24 protein-coding genes and 1 pseudogene are annotated in these 21731 nt (G+C 67.8%); 15 read left to right on the plus strand and 10 right to left on the minus strand.

The features are described 5' to 3' along the window. Window positions 1-289 precede the first annotated feature (289 nt). From rfbC to rfbA, 4 genes are read left to right on the plus strand one after another with little or no spacing between them, the layout of a single operon-like run. The gene (rfbC, locus tag L8H00_RS14195; RefSeq protein ID WP_242097957.1) at window positions 290-868 is read left to right on the plus strand and encodes a dTDP-4-dehydrorhamnose 3,5-epimerase; all 579 of its coding nucleotides are present in this window, start codon (window positions 290-292) and stop codon (window positions 866-868) included. Window positions 869-879: 11 nt separating this feature from the next. After that, complete coding sequence (gene rfbB, locus L8H00_RS14200; protein ID WP_242097958.1) at window positions 880-1932, plus strand: dTDP-glucose 4,6-dehydratase; 1053 nt, start codon at window positions 880-882, stop codon at window positions 1930-1932. Next, a complete protein-coding gene (gene rfbD, locus L8H00_RS14205) occupies window positions 1929-2822 on the plus strand; it encodes a dTDP-4-dehydrorhamnose reductase (protein ID WP_242097959.1) in 894 nt (297 codons plus the stop codon). The genes rfbB and rfbD overlap by 4 nt, the downstream gene beginning before the upstream one ends. Continuing rightward, window positions 2819-3682 (plus strand): glucose-1-phosphate thymidylyltransferase RfbA, encoded by an 864-nt coding sequence (gene rfbA / locus L8H00_RS14210; protein ID WP_242097960.1) that lies wholly within the window; start codon window positions 2819-2821, stop codon window positions 3680-3682. The genes rfbD and rfbA overlap by 4 nt, the downstream gene beginning before the upstream one ends. On the opposite strand, the gene L8H00_RS14215 is transcribed toward rfbA, so the two are convergent. The 7 genes and pseudogenes from L8H00_RS14215 to L8H00_RS14250 all read right to left on the minus strand — a co-directional run bounded on the left by L8H00_RS14215 (window position 3679) and on the right by L8H00_RS14250 (window position 11058). After that, window positions 3679-4794, minus strand: a complete 1116-nt coding sequence (locus L8H00_RS14215) for a glycosyltransferase family 2 protein (RefSeq protein WP_242097961.1) — start codon at window positions 4792-4794, stop codon at window positions 3679-3681. The two genes, rfbA and L8H00_RS14215, sit on opposite strands and share 4 nt — an antisense overlap. Beyond that, a pseudogene (locus L8H00_RS14220) lies at window positions 4781-5920 on the minus strand (acyltransferase). Before L8H00_RS14220 ends, L8H00_RS14215 begins: the two are co-directional and overlap by 14 nt. A gap of 313 nt (window positions 5921-6233) precedes the next feature. Continuing rightward, on the minus strand, window positions 6234-7409 hold the full coding sequence (locus L8H00_RS14230) for a glycosyltransferase (protein WP_242097964.1): 1176 nt from the start codon (window positions 7407-7409) through the stop codon (window positions 6234-6236). Window positions 7410-7545: 136 nt separating this feature from the next. Further along, window positions 7546-7896: a hypothetical protein gene (locus tag L8H00_RS14235; protein WP_242097965.1), complete on the minus strand. Its 351-nt coding sequence runs from the start codon at window positions 7894-7896 to the stop codon at window positions 7546-7548. After that, window positions 7893-8576 carry a ParA family protein gene (locus L8H00_RS14240; RefSeq protein ID WP_242097966.1) on the minus strand — a complete coding sequence of 228 codons (684 nt, stop codon included), beginning with the start codon at window positions 8574-8576 and terminating at the stop codon, window positions 7893-7895. Before L8H00_RS14240 ends, L8H00_RS14235 begins: the two co-directional genes overlap by 4 nt. A 331-nt stretch (window positions 8577-8907) precedes the next feature. Continuing rightward, a complete protein-coding gene (locus L8H00_RS14245) occupies window positions 8908-9699 on the minus strand; it encodes a helix-turn-helix domain-containing protein (protein ID WP_242097967.1) in 792 nt (263 codons plus the stop codon). A 393-nt stretch (window positions 9700-10092) separates the two neighbouring features. Further along, on the minus strand, window positions 10093-11058 hold the full coding sequence (locus L8H00_RS14250) for a replication initiator protein A (RefSeq protein ID WP_242097968.1): 966 nt from the start codon (window positions 11056-11058) through the stop codon (window positions 10093-10095). Between the two features lie 210 nt (window positions 11059-11268). Here L8H00_RS14250 and L8H00_RS14255 point away from each other — a divergent pair, with 210 nt between their 5' ends. From L8H00_RS14255 to L8H00_RS14265, 3 genes are all read left to right on the plus strand, one after another. Further along, complete coding sequence (locus L8H00_RS14255) at window positions 11269-11727, plus strand: hypothetical protein (protein WP_242097969.1); 459 nt, start codon at window positions 11269-11271, stop codon at window positions 11725-11727. Between the two features lie 83 nt (window positions 11728-11810). Next, window positions 11811-12044, plus strand: coding sequence for an antitoxin MazE family protein (locus L8H00_RS14260; protein ID WP_242097970.1), 234 nt, complete (start codon window positions 11811-11813; stop codon window positions 12042-12044). Between the two features lie 14 nt (window positions 12045-12058). Then, window positions 12059-12364, plus strand: coding sequence for a type II toxin-antitoxin system PemK/MazF family toxin (locus tag L8H00_RS14265; RefSeq protein ID WP_242097971.1), 306 nt, complete (start codon window positions 12059-12061; stop codon window positions 12362-12364). Between the two features lie 116 nt (window positions 12365-12480). Here the strand turns inward: L8H00_RS14265 and L8H00_RS14270 are convergent, their stop codons facing one another. Beyond that, on the minus strand, window positions 12481-12894 hold the full coding sequence (locus L8H00_RS14270; protein ID WP_242097972.1) for a hypothetical protein: 414 nt from the start codon (window positions 12892-12894) through the stop codon (window positions 12481-12483). 4 nt (window positions 12895-12898) lie between these two features. Continuing rightward, the gene (kdsA, locus tag L8H00_RS14275; protein WP_242097973.1) at window positions 12899-13741 is read right to left on the minus strand and encodes a 3-deoxy-8-phosphooctulonate synthase; all 843 of its coding nucleotides are present in this window, start codon (window positions 13739-13741) and stop codon (window positions 12899-12901) included. Window positions 13742-13888: 147 nt separating this feature from the next. Between kdsA and L8H00_RS14280 the strand changes: the two genes are divergently transcribed. The 8 genes from L8H00_RS14280 to L8H00_RS14315 all read left to right on the plus strand — a co-directional run bounded on the left by L8H00_RS14280 (window position 13889) and on the right by L8H00_RS14315 (window position 20559). After that, complete coding sequence (locus tag L8H00_RS14280; protein WP_242097974.1) at window positions 13889-14896, plus strand: KpsF/GutQ family sugar-phosphate isomerase; 1008 nt, start codon at window positions 13889-13891, stop codon at window positions 14894-14896. Next, entirely contained in the window at window positions 14880-15728 is an 849-nt protein-coding gene (locus L8H00_RS14285; protein ID WP_242097975.1) for a manno-octulosonate cytidylyltransferase, read from the plus strand. Before L8H00_RS14280 ends, L8H00_RS14285 begins: the two co-directional genes overlap by 17 nt. Further along, window positions 15725-16342 (plus strand): histidine phosphatase family protein, encoded by a 618-nt coding sequence (locus L8H00_RS14290; protein WP_242097976.1) that lies wholly within the window; start codon window positions 15725-15727, stop codon window positions 16340-16342. Before L8H00_RS14285 ends, L8H00_RS14290 begins: the two co-directional genes overlap by 4 nt. After that, a complete protein-coding gene (locus L8H00_RS14295) occupies window positions 16332-17978 on the plus strand; it encodes a beta-3-deoxy-D-manno-oct-2-ulosonic acid transferase (RefSeq protein ID WP_242097977.1) in 1647 nt (548 codons plus the stop codon). Before L8H00_RS14290 ends, L8H00_RS14295 begins: the two co-directional genes overlap by 11 nt. Before the next feature lie 79 nt (window positions 17979-18057). Continuing rightward, window positions 18058-18678, plus strand: a complete 621-nt coding sequence (locus L8H00_RS14300) for a hypothetical protein (protein ID WP_242097978.1) — start codon at window positions 18058-18060, stop codon at window positions 18676-18678. Further along, window positions 18665-19882 (plus strand): capsular biosynthesis protein, encoded by a 1218-nt coding sequence (locus L8H00_RS14305; protein ID WP_242097979.1) that lies wholly within the window; start codon window positions 18665-18667, stop codon window positions 19880-19882. Before L8H00_RS14300 ends, L8H00_RS14305 begins: the two co-directional genes overlap by 14 nt. Window positions 19883-20002: 120 nt before the next feature. Continuing rightward, the gene (locus L8H00_RS14310; RefSeq protein ID WP_242097980.1) at window positions 20003-20272 is read left to right on the plus strand and encodes a ribbon-helix-helix protein, CopG family; all 270 of its coding nucleotides are present in this window, start codon (window positions 20003-20005) and stop codon (window positions 20270-20272) included. Then, window positions 20269-20559 (plus strand): type II toxin-antitoxin system RelE/ParE family toxin, encoded by a 291-nt coding sequence (locus L8H00_RS14315; protein ID WP_242097981.1) that lies wholly within the window; start codon window positions 20269-20271, stop codon window positions 20557-20559. The genes L8H00_RS14310 and L8H00_RS14315 overlap by 4 nt, the downstream gene beginning before the upstream one ends. On the opposite strand, the gene L8H00_RS14320 is transcribed toward L8H00_RS14315, so the two are convergent. Continuing rightward, window positions 20496-21665, minus strand: a complete 1170-nt coding sequence (locus tag L8H00_RS14320; RefSeq protein WP_242097982.1) for a glycosyltransferase family 1 protein — start codon at window positions 21663-21665, stop codon at window positions 20496-20498. The two genes, L8H00_RS14315 and L8H00_RS14320, sit on opposite strands and share 64 nt — an antisense overlap. Window positions 21666-21731 lie beyond the last annotated feature (66 nt).

The following is a 21731-nucleotide window of genomic DNA, read 5'->3' on the forward strand; positions in this document are numbered from 1 at the left end:
GGACCGAGAGCCCGAACGCACACATCGCCACAGAACCGCGGGGCTCAGCCCCGATGAGTTCCGATTTAGTTTAACCCGGTACCATCGGGCAAGCCAAGGCCTGTAAGCCGCTGGGTCGTGTCCTTTTTTACTACGGTCTGCAGCATCGGCCTTGCGTTCCGGGACACGTCCATGCTGCGGTCCATTCGCCTTCTCACAAGGCCAATATCATTCGCCAAGTGGGTTTCCAGAAACTCCCTTGGCACGCATATGTTGCGGGGAGGACGCCATACCACTACCCGCGTTCGAGATGCTCGAGAACACACCGCCCGTTCAGCTCATCGCGCCCAAGCGTTTCGGCGACGCGCGTGGCTGGTTCACCGAGGTCTATTCGGTTCCGGCGTTCGCCGCGCGCGGCATCGCGTGCACCTTCGTGCAGGATAATCATTCGCTCTCCGTGCCCGCCTTCACTCTGCGCGGCCTGCACTTCCAAACGCCGCCGCGTGGACAGGACAAGCTGGTGCGCTGCATCCGCGGCAGGATCTTCGACGTCGCGGTCGACGTCCGGCGCGGCTCGCCGACCTATGGTGAGTGGGTCGGTGCCGAGCTTTCCGCGGAGAACGGCCACCAGCTCTTCATCCCCGTCGGCTTTGCGCATGGCTTCCTGACGCTCGAACCCGACTGCGAAGTCGCCTATAAATGCTCGGACACCTATGCGCCCGAGCAGGATGGCGGCATCCGCTGGGACGATCCCGCGATCGGCATCGCTTGGCCAATCCCCGCCGGCATCGCGCCCGAGCTCAGCACCAAGGATAAGGTGCAGCCGCGGCTTGCCGATTTCGACAGCCCGTTCGTCTATGACGCCCGCCCGCTGACACCGCTCGCCTGAAGGACAGACCCATGCGCATCTTCGTCACCGGCGGGGCCGGGTTCATCGGCTCGGCGCTCGTCCGCCACCTCGTCGAGAACACCACGCACGAGGTCCTGAACTTCGACAAGCTCACCTATGCGGGCACGCTGACCACGGTCGAGCGCGTCGCCCGGTCGAACCGCTATCGCTTCGTCCAGGGCGATATCTGCGATGCCGAGGCGGTGCGCGCCGCGATCGCCGAGTTCAAGCCCGACGTGGTCACGCATCTGGCCGCCGAAAGCCATGTCGACCGTTCGATCGACGGCCCTGGTACCTTCATCCAGACCAACATGGTCGGCACCTACACGATGCTGGCCGAGACGCGCGCCTATTGGCTGGGGCTGGACGAGGACGCACGCGCCGCCTTCCGCTTCCATCACATCTCGACCGACGAGGTGTATGGCAGCCTTGGCGACACCGGGCTCTTTACCGAGGAGACGTCCTATGATCCCCGCTCGCCCTATTCGGCGTCGAAGGCGGGATCGGACCATCTCGTCAGCGCCTGGGGCCATACGTTCGGCCTGCCGGTGCTCATCACCAACTGCTCGAACAATTACGGCCCCTATCACTTTCCCGAAAAGCTCGTGCCGCTGATGATCGCCAAGGCGCTCGCCGGCGAACCGCTGCCCGTCTACGGCAAGGGCGATCAGGTGCGCGACTGGCTCTATGTCGAGGATCATGTCCGCGCGCTGCAGACCGTGTTCGAGCGCGGGCGCCCGGGGCGGACCTACAATGTCGGCGGCAACAACGAGCGGCAGAATATCGAGGTCGTGACCGCGATCTGCGGCATCCTCGACCGGCTGCGCCCGCGCGCCGATGGCCGGCTTTATGCCGAGCAGATCGCCTCGGTCGCCGATCGGCCCGGCCACGACAAACGCTATGCGATTGACGCCAGCCGCATCCAGGGCGAACTCGGCTGGGAGCCCGCCGAGACGTTCGAGAGCGGCATCGCCAAGACGGTCGAATGGTATCTCGCGAACGAAGCCTGGTGGCGCCCGCTGGTCGAGGCCAAGGCGGCCGAGCGCCGCGGCGTGGCGGCATGAGCGAACGCCATATCCTCGTCACCGGCACGAGCGGGCAGCTCGGCACCGAGCTTCGGCGCTGCGCCTGGCCCAAGGGCTGGGTAGTCACCGCGATCGACCAGGCCGATCTCGACCTTGCCGACACCGCCGCGATCGCCGCCAAAGTGGCCGAGCGGCCCTGGGCCGTGATCATCAACGGCGCCGCCTATACCGCGGTCGACAAGGCCGAAAGCGACGTCGTGACCACGTGGGCGGTCAACGCGATGGCCCCTGCCGCCTTTGCCGCGGCCTGCGCGAAGGCGGACATTCCGCTCGTCCAGGTCTCGACCGATTATGTGTTCGCCGGCGACAAGCAGGGCGCGTGGGAGGTGACCGATCCGGTCGCGCCGCTCGGCGTCTATGGCGCCTCCAAGCTGGGCGGCGAACTCGCGGTGCGCACCGCGGGCGGGCGCTATGCGATCGTCCGCACCGCCTGGGTGGTGTCGGCGCATGGCGGCAATTTCGTCAAGACGATGCTGCGCGTCGGCGCCGAGCGCGACACGCTTCGCGTCGTCAACGACCAGCGCGGCAGCCCGACGGGCGCGGCCGATCTCGCCCAGGCGCTGATGACGATCGCGGTACGCTTGGCCGAGGACGAGGGAGCGCAGACCGGCACCTTCCACTTCAGCAACGCCGGCGCCGTCAGCTGGGCGGGCTTCGCGACCGAGATCTTCCGCCAGAGCGCGGCGCGTGGCGGGCCCTCCGCCACGGTCGAGCCAATCGCCACCACCGACTATCCCACGCCCGCGAAACGCCCGGCCAATTCGCTCCTAAGCCATGACGCGATCCGCGCCGCCTATGGCATCGCGCCGCGCCCCTGGCAGGACGCGCTGGCCGACATCCTCGACGAACTGATCGGAAACCCGAAATGAAGGGCATCATCCTGGCCGGCGGCTCTGGCACACGGCTTCATCCGGCCACGCTCGCGGTGAATAAGCAGCTGCTGCCCGTCTACGACAAGCCGATGATCTATTATCCGCTGTCGGTGCTGATGCTGGCGGGCATCCGCGACGTGCTGCTCATCTCCAGCCCCGAATACATCGGCAATTACGAGCGGCTGTTCGGCGACGGCTCCGCCTTCGGCATTGCGATCCGCTATGCCGAGCAGCCGAGCCCCGACGGCCTCGCCCAAGCCTTCACGATCGGTGCGGACTTCATCGGCGACGACCATGTCGCCCTCGTGCTGGGCGACAATATCTTCTTCGGCGCGCACCTGACCGACCTGCTCGCCAGCGCCACCGCACGCACGCACGGCGCGACCGTGTTCAGCTACCGGGTGGACGATCCCGAGCGTTATGGCGTGGTCGAGTTGAGCCACGACGGCCGTGCGCTCAGCCTGGAAGAAAAGCCTGCGCATCCCAAATCCAGCTGCGCGGTGACCGGCCTCTATTTCTACGACAACCGCGTCGTGGAGATGGCACGCAACCTCAAGCCCTCGGCGCGCGGCGAACTCGAGATCACCGATCTCAACCGCCTCTACATGGAGGCGGGCGACCTGTACGTCGAACAGATGGGGCGCGGCTATGCCTGGCTCGACACCGGCACGCACGACAGCCTGCTGGAAGCGAGCGAGTTCGTCCGCACCATCCAGCACCGCCAAGGCGTGCAGGTCGCCTGCCTTGAGGAAATCGCCTACGAACAGGGCTTCATCACCGCCGAGCAAGCCCGTGCCCGCGGCGAGATGTTCAAGAAGACCGCTTATGGGCGGGCGATCCTGAATACCATCGCTTAAGAATAGCGGCTGGATCGCGTGGGAATCCTGAAGCGATCCAGCCAAGACACCTGCTTTTCTCGCGAAAATACCCCATCCGCCTGCTCGGCCCAATGCCACCGTTTGCTGTCGAGCCGGGTCGCTCGATTGGGCGCTAGGTTGCGTGGCACCAAGAAGGGATCGACCGCCTCGAAGGGCATTCCGTGCCAAGGCTGCGCATGCGGCTTGCTTCGGCCACCGACCCGGTCGCAGAGTGCGGCCAATGTCGCGATCAGGTCGAGCAGCAAGGCCATCGCCAATGTCGCTGATGCGCGGCAGCGATATCCGCCGTTCAGCCAGTGCGAGGCCAATTGGATTTTATCCCGGGCGATCCACCATCGATGCAACGTCCACCGCGGAAGCGGTCCATGGTGTTCGGCCCGGAACAGGCGAAGCGCTAGGCGAAGGGATCGGCTCATGCGCCTTTCGTCGGAGGACATGCTGTTGGGCAGCAAGCGATAGCCGACGGTGCATGCACCGACGCTGACGAGGGTGGTGCGGGCGGCGCAGCGCAGTTGGAACAGATAGTCCTCCGCGCCCTCGACACCGGATTGGCGTAACCGTGGCTCATAGCCGCCAGCCGCTAGCGCTACCGCGCGATTGACGAGCAAGGCCGATCCGTTCCCGATGATGTTGCGATACAGCATGCGGACTAGGGCGCGGCCTTCGATGGCGGGGATCGCTGCCTCGCCGATGACGACTCCGGCAGCGTCGATCCGGCGATAGCCGGCACACGCCAAGCCGGCCTGAGTGCGCTCCAACGCGGCGTGCAGCCATTCGAGGTGACGCGGGTGCCACAGGTCGTCGGCATCGATGAACGCCACATAGCGCCCTACCGCGACGGCCAGCCCGTGATTGCGGGCCAGCGCGACGCCGCGATTATTCTGATCGAGGATGCGCGCGCGCGCATCGCGTTCCACGAATGCCGCCGCCAAGGCGCGCGTCTCGTCGGTCGACCCGTCGTTCACGATCAGGATCTCGATCGCCGAGACCGTCTGCGCACCGACCGACGCCAACGTCGCGGACAGTGTGGATACGGCGTCGAAGGCGGGAATGACGACGGAGACGAGCGGCCGCTGGCTAGCCAGCGGCATGGCTGGCGACGACTGGAGACTTTTGAAGCGCGGAGAGACCCTGGCGGGGCTGACCGAACAGGCGGCGAAGCGGCCGCTCCAGCCAACGATATGCCAGCAAACCACCGGCGATTCCGCCTAGGATCACGGCAAGGCCATATGCCAAGGATGTACTTCCCAGGTAGCGCGCGAAAATCATGACCGGGAAGAATTGCCACAAATAGATCGAATAGCTCGCATCGCCGATCAGCCGTGGCAAGGGATGGCTGCGGATGCCGGTGCCACGGCGCTCGAGATGCAGCAGCGTCGACAGCAGCACGACGAAGATCGGGACCGTAAACACGCGCAGGCCGGTATAGGGTGTCTGCAGATAAATGCCGGGCGTGAAGGCAAAGGTCAGCCCGCACAGCGCGGCGCCGATGCTCGCCATGACGATCGTGACCGGTACGAGCGAGGCGCCGCGTCGCCAGGCGCCACCGATCCAGGCGCCGGCGAGAAATTCGAAGATCATCGGGCTAGTCCACAAGGACCAAGGCACCGCATGTACCGAAAGCGCGAAGCCGAGAGCAATCAGGCTGTCGAACACCACCGAAATGCCGGCCAGCCGCTGGTGCTGCGGCAACAGCAACGCCAGCGCGAAGATGGCGTAGAAGAACATTTCCAGATTGAGCGTCCATCCGACCGTCAGGATTGGAAACGGCTGGCTCGCGGCCTTGTTATCGGCGGGAATGAACAGCAGCGAGGTCAGCAATTGTCGCCACGGCAATCCGGCAGGCGTGTGCGATAGGTAGGCGAACGGGATGGGCGACGATCGGCTCATCCGCCCCGACAGCAAGGTGAAGGCCGCCAGCGTCAGCACTCAGTAGAGCGGCACGATGCGCAGGATGCGGGCCTTCAGGAACGCGATCGGTCGCGCATCGGCAGCCGTGATGGCCATCATGACGAAGCCGCTGACGACGAAGAACAGATCGACGCCGAGCGCCAGAAACCCAAGCGACTTGGTTCTCGCCTCGAACGCATGATAAACGAGCACCGCGATGGCCGCGGCGGCCCGCAGATATTGTATGCCGAGCAATGTCCGTCGTGGTTCGAAATTCTCGATGGGCAATGCCGTCAATGATCGATCCCGTTCCTGAATGCGTCGCATATCCGTTATCGAGCCCCCTCGATCGCAACACCATATATCACTGATAATACGTCAGTTGCCTTTCGGCCAGTATCGTTCCTGACGGAAAACGACACGCGTGACGAATGCGGCCTGTGCGCATCCTGCTGGCTCCGGCAGCACGATGGCCGGTGTCCGGCATGATGTTCGGAGCAGGTTTCTCGATCCAAGCCCGTCAGGATCGAGGCGCGCGGAACTGCGAAGTCACGGTCTGTGATTATCGCATACCATGTCGCGCGTTTCGCGTGTTATGGAAGCGCTCGCGATCGTGTCGATCAACCCCGAGGCGTCGCCGCTAGCCGTCATCGACCAGCGATAGCAACAGCATCGCCAGATCGTGCACGGGATCGGGCCCGACCAGCGTACGGGTGAACGCGGCCGCGGCGCGCCCCATCCCCGCCCATTGATCGCGCTGCTGCCATGCCCGTTCGAGCGCGCCGTCGAGAGCGCGCTCGGTCGCCGCTTCCGCGATGAAGCCGGTGACACCGTCGATCACGGCTTCGCCGTTGCCGCCGATATCGGTGATGATAGCGATCCGCTCGCTAAGGCTCGCCTCGATCAACGACAGCGGCAGCCCTTCGCAGCGCGATGGCAGCACCAGCCCGTGCACATCCGCCCATAAGGCAGCTGGTTCGGTCGTAAAGCCGGCGAAATCGACACTCTCCAGATCGAGCAGCCGTGCCATCGCTTCCAAGCCTTGCGCGTTGTGCCCGGCCCCGTGGAAACGGACCGTCAGCGGTCGGGTGCGCCATTTGGGCATGGCCAACACACGCAACAGCAGATCCTGCCCCTTTTCGCGTGCATCCAACCGCGCGACGCAGGCGAGACGGACACCGTCGTCCAGCGACGGCCAGGCTGGCGCACGGTGCCAATCGGCATTGTAGGGATTGCGGACCACCTGCCCCTTTGAGAGCCTGACGCCGAGTTGCTCCTCCGTCAGCCGGAGATTGCGTTCGCTGACGAACAATGCGGCCCGTGACCCGAGATACGCGTCGATCAGCCCGGCACGTTGCGTGTCGGACGGCCAATATAGATCGGATGCCTTTTGCGAGATGAGGACGTACGGCAGGGCCAATTTCCGGCACAATTGGCCGAGGTCCCAGCCATCGTAATTCAGGCCTTGCGAGATGACGACCAGATCGGGCCGCCATGCCCGAAGCGCGTGGCGCAACCAGCGGCCGCGGACCAAGCGGGCTACCGGCCCGACTACGCCGATCAGGCGGCGCATCGGTGCCGTCCACCATGTCGCGCCTTTCAGATCGATAACGCGGCATCCCGCCGCGCGGAGCTGTTTTACCGCTGGGGATAGGGGTGCGAAATTGGCCTTGGCGGCGAGGATCCCGTCGCCGGACCGTGCGAGCAGCATCGCCGCACGGCTCCACAACTCCTCGCTGCCGCCCCATCCCTCGTTGCTGCTGACGAACACCATCCGGTAGCCGGATGATCGCCGCGGTGATGTCATGCCCGTCATGCGCCGTCCGTATAAGCTTGGGGGCAGGCGATCGGCGCCCAGTTTTTCTTATAAATCGGCTGAATCCTTCCTGACGAATAGCCTTTTGCTGTCTTTAGGATATCTGAAGGATGTCCGTAGAGGCCGACCTTGTGGCTCAGTCCTTCCCCTCCACCATCGTCCGAAATTCCTCCAGCGTCTGCCAATAGGATCGGTGCGCGCGCGCGTTGGTGTATTCGATGAACCAGTCGAGCGTGTCCTTGGGACCCTTGATATAGACGCTGCTCTGCGGAACGGCTTGGCGGCGCCGGCGGACGCTGGGTTCTGGTCCCTCCCCTGCCCCGCGGTCGACGAAACCGAGCGCCGCGCCGCGTTCCAACGCCGCGGCTTCGCGCGCCGGATCGACGGGAAGCGGCGTCCGGGTGATCCCGCTGAGATCGAGCCGACCGCCATCCGTGGCAGGATCGGGCGTTCTGGCCGGTTTCTTGCCGAAGCCATAGCCGCTCATCGCCGGATCTCCTGCTGGACCGCTTCGACGACGGCATGCGCGACCTCGAAGGCGTTGCGCCGCGCCGCGACCAGGCCCGAGGTCTGCGCGGGGTCCAATTCCTCGAGCGTGGCCGAAAAGTCGAAGATGTCGCGATAGGCGGCGCGTTCGACGAGTCCGACGGGGAGCAGCGGCAGTTCGGCATCGGTGATCGCGGCGACGATGCGCTTGGCGGTCTTGGTCTCGATCGCGGCATTGTCGCGGCTGCGGACGAGGCAGAAGGGGATCGCGCGGCCGAGCGCCTCGGCCTCTTCCTGGATCAGCGCGACCGCGTTGGCGGCGAGTTCGGCGTCGATCGGCGAGAGGTTGAAGGGGATGAGCACGAGATGCGAGCGGGCCAGCGCGCGCGACGTCATCCGCGAGGCGGTGCCTTCCAGGTCGATCAGGACGAAATCATGGCTTTGGGTGTAGCGGTTGATCACCTTGACCAGCTCGGATTCCTTGGGACTCGCCACGATCTCGAAGGGCAGGGGCTTGCCCTGGTCGGTGCGCTTCCGCCCCCAGCCCGCGATGATCGCGTTCGGATCGGCGTCGATCACCGCGACCGATGCGCCGCTGCGGGCGAGTTCCCCCGCCAGGACGAAGGTCAGCGTGGTCTTTCCGGCACCCCCCTTGGGATTGGCGACCGAGATGGCGGGCATAAGCGTATCTCCTTCGTGATATTAAACCATAGCGCGATAGGCGATCGATTGTCTATCGACAGGATAGCGACATCCATATGGTATCGAAAGGATATCCTTATTCGATCGACATGATATTTGATCGTTGCGCGAGACGCTTCCATCGATCGAAGCGCCGGTGATCGCACGCCACGGCAACCGCATGCTCCTCCTAGGGAGCACCGCGGCGGCGCAGCCGCAGCGTCGGCCTTTCCGGTGGTGTTGTCGTACTTGGTTCGGTGGTCGATGCCACGTTCTGGTCGTCAGACCATGGTGCTGGCCGTCTAGGCCGGCTCTTTAGTGAAACTGTCTTTCATATAAACTGCGATAGTGTTTGCGACCCATTTTGAGACTCGCACGCATGGCGATCGATCCCGGCGCCGAGCCGGGCGAGAACGCCGCCCAGCACGCCGCCCACCGTCGCCTTGGCCAACTCCCGACACGACAGGGTGGCCAGCATCGCCTGGTCGTGCCGATCCCGCTCGCTCTGCCGCTGCGCCTCGTCGTCGGGAAGCGGGGCCGGGCGCATCCAGCGCGGCAGATAGCCGAGCACGCGCGCCGGCAGCAGCGCGCGATAAACGTTGGAGGTCTGCGCATAGCGGACCATCCCGCCGACACCCGCCACGCGCTTGAACCGGCGCTGTCGCACGAGGAAGCCGATCGCCTCCAGCAGGGGGAGGGCGCGCGCGACGGTCGCGCGGCCGAGCCCGGTGGCTTCGGCCAGATGGTCGTAGGTGGGGAATACCCGGCCGCGGTTGAGCCGGGCGAGCGTCAATATCTCTTCATAGACGCGCACCGCGGCTGCGGTGAGCGCGGCGATCGCGCGCTCGGTTGCCGTCAGGACGCGCGTTCCGGCGCGGGCGTCGCGGCGCAGGCGTCGGGCGGCATCGAGCGTGCGCCGCGCCACGCGCAGCAACTGGTCGGTCTCGCCCTTGGCGGGGACCGCGAAGAACGCCTCTTCGAAACTGCCCGCCTCGATGCTGCCGCGGCGCACCGGTGCGCCGGTGCGATGCGGTGCGCCCGATCGTGCCGGCGCCCGCGCGGCTCCGCCCGAAAGGCCGCCCAGCGCCGCGCGCGTGGCTTCGCCCAAGGTAAACATCCCCATCGTCCGTCCCCTCATCGGGCCGGGACCGCAGACAAAGAAAGGGCGTGGCGCGAAACGCGCATCCTTGAACCGGAATCGGCTTGGGGGTATCAGGAGAAGGTTGTTTGACCTCGGATCGGCGTTTGGCGACGTCGCTCCACTCTACCCTTGGGATGCCCGGCCTTCGTGCCGGGCTTTCCTTTATGTGGTCACGGCCGCTCCATCCCTTTTGCCGACGGCGAATGCCGCAGCCGGGATCAATGTCGCAGCATCGCGCCAACAAGAAAAGCGTCTATAGTTCGTGCTATCGAGTAGGAATTAGAGAAAAAGTTCGTGCTATCGAGTAGGAATAGTTGGTTTCGTTCGTGCTTTCGGGTAGAAATTCCCGTTATACTTCGTGCTATCGAGTAGGAATTACGCCGGGCCTTCCACCGTATCTTCGGTCGCGGCGGAGCCCGATTCGGCGATCCGGGCCGACCGCGCCGAATCGGACGGCCGCGCGGTGATGACGACGCGGCCCGTGCTCGCACGGCGCCCCCGCTTGCCGTCGGTCGCGGGCTCGCCCTCGCTCTCGATCAGCTCGACATGATAGTCCGGGATCACGTCCGCGCCCGCGATCGCCTTCATCGCGGTGCGGAAATTGGCGAGCGGGTTCTGATAGCCCACCTGCAGCCGGAAGGTGGCGAGATCGACCTCGAGCCGGCGTCCCTCCGGCCGCTCCTCGGCGGTGGCGTGCGCGACCTCGTAGATCCGCCGCTCGATCGGCCCCAGTTGGAAATAGGTCGCGGCATAGTCGAGCACCTGCCGGTCGCGCAGGATCGCGCGGTAGAGCCAGTCGCACAGCCGTACCTTCACCGCCTTCAGCCGGCGTTCGCCTGTCTTGGTCTTGGAATAATGGAGCCGCGCTTCGGACAGCCATGAGAAAAATCCTTCCTCACCTTCGCCGCCCGCTTCGATATTGGTCTTGATCTGGGTGCCCTGCAGCCGTCCCAGTGCCTCGGACAGGCGCTGATAGGAGCGCGCCGAATGGTTGCTGCCCGTCACCGAGAACAGATCGTGCGCGGTGAAGACGAAATCCTGCTCCACCTCGTGCCCGCCCTCCAGCTTGGCGGCCATCAGGCTGGCGATATAGAGCACGATCTCCTTGTCGTAGATCGTCGCCACGCCGTTCGCGCTCGGCCGCACCTCGATCGAGACGGTGGCATGGTCATAGGTCAGCGGCTTCATCCACGCATTCTTGCTGAGCGCGAAGAACGGAAAGGCCATCAGCGAGCGTTCGCCGCGGATCTCGCCGTGGAGCGGGCTGTCGAGCTGGAACAGGTCGCGCTGGGGCAGCGTCTTGCCGTCCTTCTTGCGGGGTGCGGGGGTGATGCGGGTCATGTCGGTATTCCTACTCGAAAGCACGAACTTTGGGGATAGGGGTCAGGCACCATGAGGGGCAGGGGCTTGGGAAAGGCGTCGAATTCGTGCTTTCGAGTAGGAATGTCCCGCGCCGTGGACGGCCCCCTTAGGGCCGTGCCGTGCCGTACCGCGCGCCACGCCGCGCCATTTTCGCTTTCGTTTGCGAATCGACCGATTCATAGAATCGCGATGCCGATCCGTGCCGAGAACCGCTGGCTCTATCCCATCGACTGGGCGCAGCTGTCCGATGCCGTCCGGTTCCAGCGCGCCGGCGCGCGCTGCGAACGCTGCGCGCGGCCGCACCGCCGCCACGTCGCGCATCTGGGCGATGGCCGCTGGTGGGACGGGGAGGGGGCCTGCTGGCGATCCGGCCAGGGGCGGCGCACCGCGATCCGCGCGCCGCTGACGCTGGCGGGCGTGCGCACGACCTATGTCGTGCTCGCCTGCGCGCATCTCGATCATGATCCGGGCAACAATGCCGGCCGCAACCTGGCCGCATTGTGCCAGCGCTGCCACATGCTCCACGATGCCGCCGAGCATCGCTGGCAACGCTGGTGGAACGGTTTTCGCCGGCGCGCCATCCGCGACCTGTTCGAGGATCCGCGCATCACCCGCGCGCGCCTGGGAAGACGCGCCCGGCGGGTATAGCGACCTGCAATGATGCTCGGGGGGCTGTTTCCTTGCGGTGACGACCGCCACGATGTATGTTACATGTAACGAAGCGGATTGGAGTGATCCCGGTGCCGGCACCAGTGACAGAACGGGTCCGGAAGCGTCGCGATGTCCTGCGCGCGGCCGGGTTGCGACCGATCCAGATATGGGTTCCCGATACCCGACGACCGGGCTTTGCAGACGAATGTCGGCGACAGGCGCTCGTGGTCGCGGCAGCCGACGCGGCGGACCATGATCTGGATGCCTTTCTGGACGCCGCCCTTGTCGATCTCGACCCCCAGGGCGAGGCGTGAACCGGGGCGACTTGGTGACGATCGCGCTGCCCGGCGACTTCGGCCAACCGCGCCCCGCCCTCATCATCCAGTCGGACCAGTTCAACCAGACCGGCACCGTCACGGTGCTGCTGGTATCGGGAACACTGGTGGACGCGCCCCTGATCCGCCCGATCATTGACCCGACCCCGACCAACGGCTTGCGCAAGCGGTCGCAGATCATGGTGGACAAGGCCATGTCGGTGAAGCGCGACAAGATCGGTGCGACGATCGGCCGCCTCGATACCGAATCCATGCTCGCGGTCACGCGGGCGCTGGCCGTCTTCTTGGCCATCGCCTGATCCGGTGATGACGAAAAGCGCAGCTACCCCGGACAATGCTGCTGAACGGCTCTTTGTTGCGCGCCCGACCGATCATCATTGCAGGCCGCGATAAATAGGCCGGCGCCTGGGCGCCGCTATTTCAGCCGCTTGATCGTGCGGGTGCGGATATGGATGAACGCGCGCCGCGTCGGAAAGCGCAGGCGGAACCAGCCGCGCCGGGCGAGCGACGCCAGCGCCGGCCAACTCCGCGCGAGCAGGATCACGCACAGCGGCGGCCCGAGCGTCAGCGCCACCTCGATCACGGTATCGTGCAGGTTCCAATCCCAGTGCGGGATATAGGCGCGCAGGAAATCGAGCGTCTCGTTGCCCAGTTCCAGCAGGGCGACGGGCAGCAGCGGCAGGAACGCGGTGAGCGGCCGGCGCAGCAGGCGACCGAAGGCGAAGAAGAAGGCGAGCCCCAGGATCACGTGCAGGTCCCAGTGCGTCAGATGCACCGTCGCGGACAGCCAATCCTTGAACGTCTCCCAGGCCAGCACGATCGACAGCATGGCGTCAGCGGTCCCGCTCGGCGTGCTTCACCACAGCGTCGATCGCCATCAGCTCCTCCAGCAGCGCCGGCAGCCGGTCGAGCGGCCAGGCGTTGGGGCCGTCGGACAGCGCGTGGTCCGGATCGGGGTGGGTCTCGACGAACAGGCCCGACACGCCCGCCGCGACCGCCGCGCGGGCGAGGATGGGGACGAAGCGGCGCTCGCCGCCCGAGCGATCGCCTTGGCCGCCGGGCAGCTGCACCGAATGCGTCGCGTCGAACACCACGGGGCAGCCCGTCTCGGCCATGATCGGCAGCGACCGCATGTCGGAGACGAGATTGTTGTAGCCGAACGTCGCGCCGCGCTCGCACAGCAGGAAGGCGTCGGGATCATGGCCGGCCGCGCTGGCCGCGGTGCGCGCCTTGTCGACGACGTTGCGCATGTCGGCGGGGGCCATGAACTGCGCCTTTTTGATGTTGGCCGGCTTGCCCGAGGCGGCGACCGCGGCGATGAAATCGGTCTGGCGCGCGAGGAAGGCCGGGGTCTGGAGCACGTCCACCACCTGGGCGACGGCCGCGACCTGATTTTCGTCATGCACGTCGGTCAGGACGGGCAGGCCGGTTTCGGCGCGAACCTTTTCCAGGATGCGCAGCCCCTCGTGCAGACCCGGCCCGCGGAACGAACGGCCCGAGCTGCGGTTCGCCTTGTCGAACGAACTCTTGTAGATGAGGAGGATCCCGAGGCGCTCCGCCAGCGCCGCGAGCGTCTCGGCGGTGCTCAGCGCCAGCGCCTCGCTCTCGATCACGCAGGGCCCGGCGATCACGAACAGCGGATGGGCAGGCCCCACGGGATGCTGGCACAGCTGCATGGATGAACCTTTTCTGGTGGTGCCGGTTCCTCCTCGATGGACGAACCTCGCGCGACCCCTGCATTAGCGTCCGGACGAGACATGGCAAAGAGCGGCGCGGGCGGCTATGCTGCACCGCGTCATTCACCGGATCGGACCGCCGAACACATGCCCCAGACCAGGCAAACCAACGATCCTGCCCATCACGACGCCGCCATGATGGCCTCGGCGCGCGACACGATCCGCATCGAGCGCGAGGCGCTGGCCGCCCTGGAGGCCGCGCTGGAAAGGGCCCCGCTGCGTGCCGCGTTCGGCCGCGCCTTCCACGCGATCCTCGGCGCGCGGGGACGGGTGATCGCCACCGGGATCGGCAAGAGCGGCCTCGTCGCGCGCAAGATGGCGGCGACCTTGATGTCCACCGGCACGCCGTCCGCCTATCTCCATCCGGGCGAGGCGAACCATGGCGATCTCGGCATGATCACGCCCGACGACGTGGTGTTCGCGATCAGCTGGTCGGGCGAGACGCCCGAACTGGCGCAGATCGTCCAGCACAGCCAGCGCCTAGGGGTGACGCTGATCGTCGCCACCTCGAAGGCCGACAGCGCGGCGGGCCGTGCGGCGGACATTTGCCTGACCTTGCCCGTGGTGCGCGAGGCCTGTCCCAACCAGCTCGCGCCCACCGCCTCGACCACCATGCAGGCCGCGCTCGGCGATGCGCTGGCGGTCGCGCTCATCAATCATCGCGGCTTCGGGGTGGGCGATTTCCACCGCCTCCACCCGGGCGGGCGGCTGGGCGCCAAGCTCGCCAAGGTCGGGCAGTTGATGGGGACGGGCGATGCCATGCCCGTCATCCACCGGAACGCGACGCTGATGGAGGCGACCGTGGAGATGAGCCGCAAACGCTATGGCTGCACCGCGGTGATCGACGAGACGGGCGCGCTGGTGGGCGTGTTCACCGATGGCGATCTGCGGCGCAGCTTTGCGGCGGGCCGCAACGACGCCGCGGTCGGCGAGCATATGACGCCGCGCCCGCTGACCATCGCGCCCGACACATTGCTGTCGGAAGCGGCGCGGATCATGAACGCGAACGCGGTGTCCGCCCTGTTCGTCTGCGACGGCGCGGCGCCGTTGGGCGTCATCCACCTCCACGACGTGCTGCGTGCCGGCGTCGACTGAGCCGACCGGCGGGGACATTACGCCGCCCGACCTGATCGTCATCCCCGCGCGCTACGGCTCGACCCGGTTGCCGGGCAAGCCGCTCGCCACGATCGCGGGGCGCACGCTGCTGGAGCGCGTCGTCGATGTCGGGCGCCGTGCGGTGGCGATCGCGGGCCGTGCCGAACTGGTGGTCGCGACCGACGACGGGCGGATCGCCGACCATGCCCGCGCCCTCGGCTGCGCGGTCGCGATGACCGCGGCCGGCATCGAATCCGGGTCGGGCCGGGCCTGCGCGGCGGCCCTGGCCCAAGCGGTGCCGCCTCCGATCGTCGTCAATCTCCAGGGCGACGCCCCCTTCGTCCCGCCGGGCGTGATCGCCGCGCTGATCGCGGCGCTGCGTGGATCGGCGTTCGACGTGGCGACGCCGGTCGTGCGGCTCGGCTGGCCCGAGCTCGATGCCCTGCGCGATCACAAGCGGCAGGCGCCCTTCAGCGGCACCACCGCCACGCGCGCCGCGGACGGGCGCGCCTTGTGGTTTTCCAAGGGCATCATCCCGCAGATCCGGGGGGAGGCGGCGCTGCGTGAGCGTGACAGGCTGTCGCCAGTCTACCGGCATCTGGGCGTGTACGCCTATCGCCTCGAGGCGCTCGCGCGGTTCGAGGCGATGCCGCCGGGTGTCTACGAGCAGCTCGAGGGGCTGGAGCAGCTCCGCTTCCTCGAAAACGGCATCGATATGCTGACCGTCGCGGTGGCGCCCCCGCGCCACGCGATGTCGGGGATCGACAGCGCCGAGGACATCGGGCTCGCAGAACGGCTGATCGCCGAACATGGCGATCCGTTCGGCCTATGAGCCTTACGCTGACGATCGTCCGCCACGGCGACACCTTCATGGGCAGCGAGCCCGCGCGGCGGATCGGGGCCAGGACCGACCTGCCGCTGGTGGCGAGCGGCGAGGCGCAGGCGCGCGCGCTCGGGCGTGTCTTCGCGCGCGACACCTTCGACCGCGTGCTCGTCTCGCCGCTGCGACGGACGCAGCGCACCGCGGCGCTGATGCTGGAGGGCATAGCCCATCCCGCCATCGAGACGGCCGCATGGCTGGCCGAGATCGATCACGGCCCCGACGAGAACCGGAGCGAGGAGGCGGTGCTCGCGCGGATCGGCGCGGCCGCACTGGCGCGCTGGAACGACGCGCTGGTCGCGCCGCCCGGATGGAGCGTGGATGCCGAGGCGCGGATCGCCGCATGGCGGACGCTCTTCGCGCAAGCGCAGGGCCATGTGCTGCTGGTGACCAGCGCGGGCGCGGCACGGTTCGCGCTGGCGGCGGACGGGCGCCTCGCCGAACAGGCCAGGGCACTGCCGTCGCGCAAGCTGCGGACGGGCGCCTGGGGGCGGATCGTCGTGGCGGACGGGCAGGGGCGGATCGCCGCCTGGGATCGGCGACCGGACACCGGCGATGGCAACTGAACCACCGCCGCTGCTGCGCGCCCCGCCCTTCCTGGGGATCACGCCCGCCATCGCAGCCGTCAGCGCGCCTCCCGCAACGGATGCTCCGGCACAGCCACAGCATCGTTCGAACGAGCCACAGCAAAGGTTGCAAGGGGCCGCCCCTGCTTCGGACGATCCGCAGGTGGAGGCGATCCTCGCGGCCGTCCGTACGGCCAGGGTGGGCGGCACCTTCTGGGCCGCGCCCGTGCACGAGCAGGCCGACACGATCGTCCGGGCCCGCCGCGGCGAGGCGCCGCGCGACATCCCGGCCACCGCACTGCGGCTGGCCGGCGAGGCCGATCCCTGGTCGGTGCTCGCGCCCGGCGTGACGCTCGTCGCGCATGGCGACGACGAATGGGTCGCGATCGCCGCGATCGCGGGCGCCGATGTCCGCCTGCTCTCGCCCGGCCGGTTCGGCGCGCCCGGCGAGGCGGTGGGCGTGCTGCGGCGCCGGGTGGCCGCGCATCTGCGCGCCTGCCGGTATCGCGATCCCTTTGCCGGCGAGGCCTGTTCGCTGGAGGAGACGCTCGCGCTGCTGGTGCTGTGGCGCGACCAGATCGCCGCCAACCGCGCGATCGTCGCGGCCGCGGGGATGGCGTGGTGGAAACGCGCCGAGATCCGCCGTTTCCTCTGGGCACCGCGCGCGTCACGCTTGCCCTTCCTCTCCGGGGTGGCCGCCGTCCGCCGCGCCGCCCGCACGCGCGGCAGCGTCGCGGTCTGGCCGTCGCGCATCACGCCCGAGGCGGTCGCCGAGGCGCGGCGACGCGGCGTGGCGCTGGTGCAGGTGGAGGACGGCTTCGTCCGATCGGTGGGGCTGGGGGCCAATCTCGTCCCGCCATTGTCGGTCACCGTCGATCGGCTCGGCATCCATTATGATCCCTCAAGGCCCAGCGAACTCGAACGGATGCTGGAAGCAGGCGGCTTTCCGCCCGCACTGCTGGCGCGCGCCGCGGCGCTCCGCGCCCGGATCGTGGCGGACCGGATCAGCAAATATGGCAGCGGCGACGAGGCCGCGCTGCCGGTCCGCATGCCCGGCCGGCGCCTCGTCCTGGTGCCGGGGCAGGTGGAGGACGATCGCTCGGTCCTGCTCGGCGGAGGCGCGGTCGCGGGCAATCTCGACCTGCTGCGCCGCGCGCGCCGTGCCGAGCCCGAGGCCGAGATCTGGTTCCGGCCGCATCCCGATGTCGATGCCGGGCATCGCAAGGGCGGGCTCGGGGATGCCGATGCGCTCGCTTATGTCGATCGGGTGGTGCGCGGGGGCAGCATGGCGGCGTTGCTCGCAGAGGTGGATGCGGTCCATGTCCTCACCTCGCTCACCGGCTTCGAGGCGTTGCTGCGCGGGCGCGAGGTGGTCTGCCACGGCGTGCCGTTCTTCGCGGGTTGGGGCCTGACGCGCGATCTGGCGCCGGTGCCCGACCGGCGCACGCGCCGCCTCGCGCTCGACGAACTCGTCACGGCGACGCTGATCCTCTATCCGCGCTATCTCGATCCGGTCACGCTGCTGCCCTGTCCGCCCGAGACGCTGGTGACGCGCATCGCGCAGCGGCCCGAGGCGCGATCGGGCCCGCTCGTCCGGCTGCGGCAGCTCCAGGGGCGGCTGATGCGCCGGTTCTGACACCCATCTCCGCTTGCGGAGGAGGGGGTGGGCTGTATGGAGCGCACGCTGTAGTAACGGCGCGTATGGAGCGTAACGAGTGAAGCTGGGGTCCGATGCGGTCGGCACGGTCTTGGGCCTGCTCACCATCCCCATGGCGCTGCTCAGCATCGGGAGCGTGGGTGCCGGGCTGGCGCTCGCCGTGCGGCAGGACTGGCCGCCCTTGGTCTTCGGGATCGCCGCCTTCCTGATCGGCTGGGTCCTCGTCCATCTGCTCGAGCGGCTGGTGATCGCCACCGACGATGCCGCCGCGCTGGCGCTGGCGCACGGCCGGCGCCCCTTGGCGCACGCCACCGCCTTCGTCAGCGGCGCGCTGCCGATCCTGGTGATCTTCGCGGCCGAGATCGCCTGTCTGCAGGGCCTGATGGACCGCACCGCGGGCGCACCCGGCTGGTTGGTGTGGCTGTGGGGTTACGGCGTGGCGACCGGCCCGTGGACGCTCTTCGCCGAACGGGTGAGCCGGTTCCGCCGATCGCTGGTCGGCATCCGCGCCTATGCCGGGCATGTCACGGTCTGGCTCTTCTCGCTCCTGATCCTGGGGCTTCACGCCTCGCCCCTCCTCCTCGTCGCGACGCTCCTGGCGAACGCGTTCATTCCGGTCACCGTCGGGCTGCTGCTCGCGCTGGCCGACCGCGAAGCCATCGCCAATGTCCGCGTCTGATCCCGGCGCGCCCGCGGCGCGGTGCTTCCTGTTCCTCCAGGGGCCGCACGGATCCTTCTTCCCGCGGCTGGGCAAGACGCTCGCGGCGAGCGGCGCACGCGTCCGCCGGATCAACCTGAACGGAGGCGACCGCGCCACCTGGCCGGGCGGCGATGCGTTCCGGGGCCCCGAGCGCACCTGGCCCGGCCATGTCGCGCGCTACATGGCGCGCCACGGCGTCACCGACCTGATCGTCTTCGGCGACGGCCGGCCGATGCACGCCACCGCCATTACCGAGGCGGCGCGGGCGGGCATCCGCGTCCATGTCTTCGAGGAGGGCTATATCCGGCCCGACTGGATCACGCTGGAGCGCGAGGGCGTCAACGGCCACTCGCTCCTGCCGCGCGATCCGGACTGGTATGTCGGCGAAGGTGCCACGCTGCCGCCCTTGCCCGAACACCCGCCGATCCCCTCCTTTTCGACCGGGAGGGGCTGGGCAGCCTTCTTCTATTATGCCGAGGTCGTGCTCCAGAACTGGCGCTTTCCCTTCCACCGCTCGCACCGCGACCGCGATCCGGTTTGGGAGGGCATCACCTATCTGCGCCGCTTCCGCCGGCACGAGGAAGAAGCCGCACGGGTCGCCAAGGATATCCTTCGAATGTCCGAACGGACATTCTTCCTCTTTCCCCTTCAGCTCAATTCCGATTACCAGATCCGCATCCACTCGCCGTTCGGCACGATGTACCGGGCGATCGACGTCGTGCTCGAAAGCTTCGCGCGCGCGGCCCCCGCGCAGATCGGCCTCGTCATCAAGGAACACCCGCTCGATTCCGGGCTCAACGACTGGCGCACGGTGATCGAGGCGAAAACCGCCGCGCTCGGCATCGCCGACCGCGTCGTCTTCGTCGAACAGGGCGATCTGCTGGAAATGGTCGAGGCGTCGCTGGGGATGGTGGTCATCAACAGCACCAGCGGTACGCTCGCGCTCGCCCGCGGCAAGCCGGTCAAGGCGCTGGGCGACCCGGTCTACGATATCGCCGGCCTCACCGACCCCCAGCCGCTCGACGCCTTCTGGTCCGCCCCGCAGCCCCCGGCTCCCGGCCTCTACGACGCCTTCTGCCGCGTGCTGGCCAACCGCTGCCTGATCCACGGCGCGTTCCTCAGCAACGCCGGGATCGAACTGCTGGTGACGGAATCCGCGCGGCGGTTGCTGGCGAGAGCGTAGAGCCTCGACAGGGTGAAGCATCGCCATAGCGAGACTGAATGGCACACCCGATCGGATCAAGCCGCACGACAGCCGATACTATTCCTGTTACAATGTACACAGGCGAATACGGAGCTTTCCATGGCTGCCAGCACGACGATGACGATCCGGATCACACCGGATCTGAAGGACAAGCTGGGCCGGTTGGCACAGGATACGCGGCGCAGCCGCTCGTATCTCGCGGCCGAGGCCGTGGAAGCGTATGTCGCCCGCGAGCTGGCGATCATCGACGGTATCCAGCGCGGGTTGGACGACATGGCGGCCGATCGCGTCACTTCTCATGCCGAGGTGATGGCGACGGCTCGCGGGATCGTCGACGAAGCCAAGCAGAGGCAAGCGGCGCGTCCATGAGACGCGTCATTTGGTCGAATTCGGCCAGGGACGATTATTTCGCGGTCCTGCGCCATGTCGCGCAGGATGACGCCGACGCGGCCGAGCGGATCGTGTCGGCCATAGAGCAGGTCGGGAACGGCCTTGCCGATTTTGCGACCGGGCACCCGGGTCGCGTCGCCGGCACCTACGAGAAGACCGGCGCGCGACTGGCAGCCGGGCGAGTGGCCCGCCTGATCTCGCGTCACAGCCCCGCCAGCCACGGCTCCACCACCGCGAAATGGCCGGGCCAGTCGGGCGCGCGATAGCCCTGCATCGCCGCCATTTGCCGCGCGCGTTCAGGCGAATCCCCGCAGAAATCGAGCACCGCGCGTTCCCAGCCGATGCCGTCGAACGCGGGCAGATAGGTGGGGATGGCGCCGGCGATCTCGCGGAACACGGGCAGGTCGGTCGCGATCACCGGCGTGCCGAGCTGGAGCGCCTCGATCACCGGCATCCCGAACCCTTCGGCGAAGGACGGCATCAGCAGCGCACGGGCGCCCGCCAGCCGCTGCGCCAGCTCGGCATCGCCGCAGCGGCCGAGCTCGATCACCGCGCCTTCCAGCGCGGCGCAGCGGTCGAGCATCGCGAGCGCGTGATCCGCCTCCCAGCCACGCTGGCCGACCAGCAGCAATTGCGGCGCGGCCGTGCCCATCCGCTCCGCCAGCCGCTTCCACAGGCGCAGCAGCAGGATGTGGTTCTTGCGCCCCTCGATCGTGCCGACCGATACGAAATAGGGCCGCGCGGCCGGCGGGGGCGGCACGAAGGCGGGCAGGGTGTCGCCCGCCAGCCATGCTGCGACCATCGGCGGGACGGGGAGGTGGTGGCGCGCGGCGAAGGCGCGCAGGCCCGCGAGCGTGGCGTGCGAATTGCCGATGATGCCGGCCGCACTCCGGAGCGCGTTGGTCATGCGGTCGACATGCTTTTCCGCCTCGCCCGGACGGCAGAATTCGGGGGTGTCGATCGGGATGAGGTCGTGGACCAGATACACCGCGCGCAGGCCGTGGCGCGCCACCCAGGCGCCGAGCGTCGGATCGTTCAGCCCGGTATGGCCGATGTTGAGATAGAGCGCGCCGCGCCGCGGGCGCACGCCGAGCGCGCGCGGCAGCGCGCGGCCGAGCAGCGCGACCAGATGCCGGCGAAAGCGCGGGCCCCCTTCGAGCAGGAGCGCCAGCAACGCCCGCGCATCCGCCGGTGCCAGGACGATGCGCCGCCCCTTCCACTGGATGACGGCATCCGCCCGCACGCCGAAATGCGCGACATAGGCGAGGCACACCCGGTCGATCCCGGTCGGCAGCCGCCCGCTCCACCAGCGCCAGATCAGCCGGCTGACATCGATGAGCAGCGGTGCGGGCAAGGTTTGCGCGGCGGCCATATCCGCTCGTATAGGGCAAGCGCGCGTTCCCGCCACTCGGCGTTCGCGGGTGCGCGCCCGTGCCCG

The sequence above is a fragment of the Sphingomonas sp. CROZ-RG-20F-R02-07 genome, assembly GCF_022662335.1.
GTDB lineage: Bacteria > Pseudomonadota > Alphaproteobacteria > Sphingomonadales > Sphingomonadaceae > Sphingomonas.

Excerpts from the sequence above, each read along its gene's own strand:
- L8H00_RS14310 (WP_242097980.1), top strand. The coding sequence starts at position 20,003 with ATGGCTGCCAGCACGACGATGACGATCCGGATCACACCGGATCTGAAG.
- L8H00_RS14290 (WP_242097976.1), top strand. The coding sequence starts at position 15,725 with ATGAGCCTTACGCTGACGATCGTCCGCCACGGCGACACCTTCATGGGC.
- L8H00_RS14245 (WP_242097967.1), bottom strand. The coding sequence starts at position 9,699 with ATGGGGATGTTTACCTTGGGCGAAGCCACGCGCGCGGCGCTGGGCGGC.
- L8H00_RS14295 (WP_242097977.1), top strand. The coding sequence starts at position 16,332 with ATGGCAACTGAACCACCGCCGCTGCTGCGCGCCCCGCCCTTCCTGGGG.
- L8H00_RS14235 (WP_242097965.1), bottom strand. The coding sequence starts at position 7,896 with ATGAGCGGCTATGGCTTCGGCAAGAAACCGGCCAGAACGCCCGATCCT.
- kdsA (WP_242097973.1), bottom strand. The coding sequence starts at position 13,741 with ATGCAGCTGTGCCAGCATCCCGTGGGGCCTGCCCATCCGCTGTTCGTG.
- L8H00_RS14320 (WP_242097982.1), bottom strand. The coding sequence starts at position 21,665 with ATGGCCGCCGCGCAAACCTTGCCCGCACCGCTGCTCATCGATGTCAGC.
- L8H00_RS14280 (WP_242097974.1), top strand. The coding sequence starts at position 13,889 with ATGCCCCAGACCAGGCAAACCAACGATCCTGCCCATCACGACGCCGCC.
- L8H00_RS14305 (WP_242097979.1), top strand. The coding sequence starts at position 18,665 with ATGTCCGCGTCTGATCCCGGCGCGCCCGCGGCGCGGTGCTTCCTGTTC.
- L8H00_RS14215 (WP_242097961.1), bottom strand. The coding sequence starts at position 4,794 with ATGCCGCTGGCTAGCCAGCGGCCGCTCGTCTCCGTCGTCATTCCCGCC.
- rfbA (WP_242097960.1), top strand. The coding sequence starts at position 2,819 with ATGAAGGGCATCATCCTGGCCGGCGGCTCTGGCACACGGCTTCATCCG.
- rfbC (WP_242097957.1), top strand. The coding sequence starts at position 290 with ATGCTCGAGAACACACCGCCCGTTCAGCTCATCGCGCCCAAGCGTTTC.
- L8H00_RS14230 (WP_242097964.1), bottom strand. The coding sequence starts at position 7,409 with ATGACGGGCATGACATCACCGCGGCGATCATCCGGCTACCGGATGGTG.
- rfbD (WP_242097959.1), top strand. The coding sequence starts at position 1,929 with ATGAGCGAACGCCATATCCTCGTCACCGGCACGAGCGGGCAGCTCGGC.
- rfbB (WP_242097958.1), top strand. The coding sequence starts at position 880 with ATGCGCATCTTCGTCACCGGCGGGGCCGGGTTCATCGGCTCGGCGCTC.
- L8H00_RS14255 (WP_242097969.1), top strand. The coding sequence starts at position 11,269 with ATGCCGATCCGTGCCGAGAACCGCTGGCTCTATCCCATCGACTGGGCG.
- L8H00_RS14250 (WP_242097968.1), bottom strand. The coding sequence starts at position 11,058 with ATGACCCGCATCACCCCCGCACCCCGCAAGAAGGACGGCAAGACGCTG.
- L8H00_RS14270 (WP_242097972.1), bottom strand. The coding sequence starts at position 12,894 with ATGCTGTCGATCGTGCTGGCCTGGGAGACGTTCAAGGATTGGCTGTCC.
- L8H00_RS14315 (WP_242097981.1), top strand. The coding sequence starts at position 20,269 with ATGAGACGCGTCATTTGGTCGAATTCGGCCAGGGACGATTATTTCGCG.
- L8H00_RS14240 (WP_242097966.1), bottom strand. The coding sequence starts at position 8,576 with ATGCCCGCCATCTCGGTCGCCAATCCCAAGGGGGGTGCCGGAAAGACC.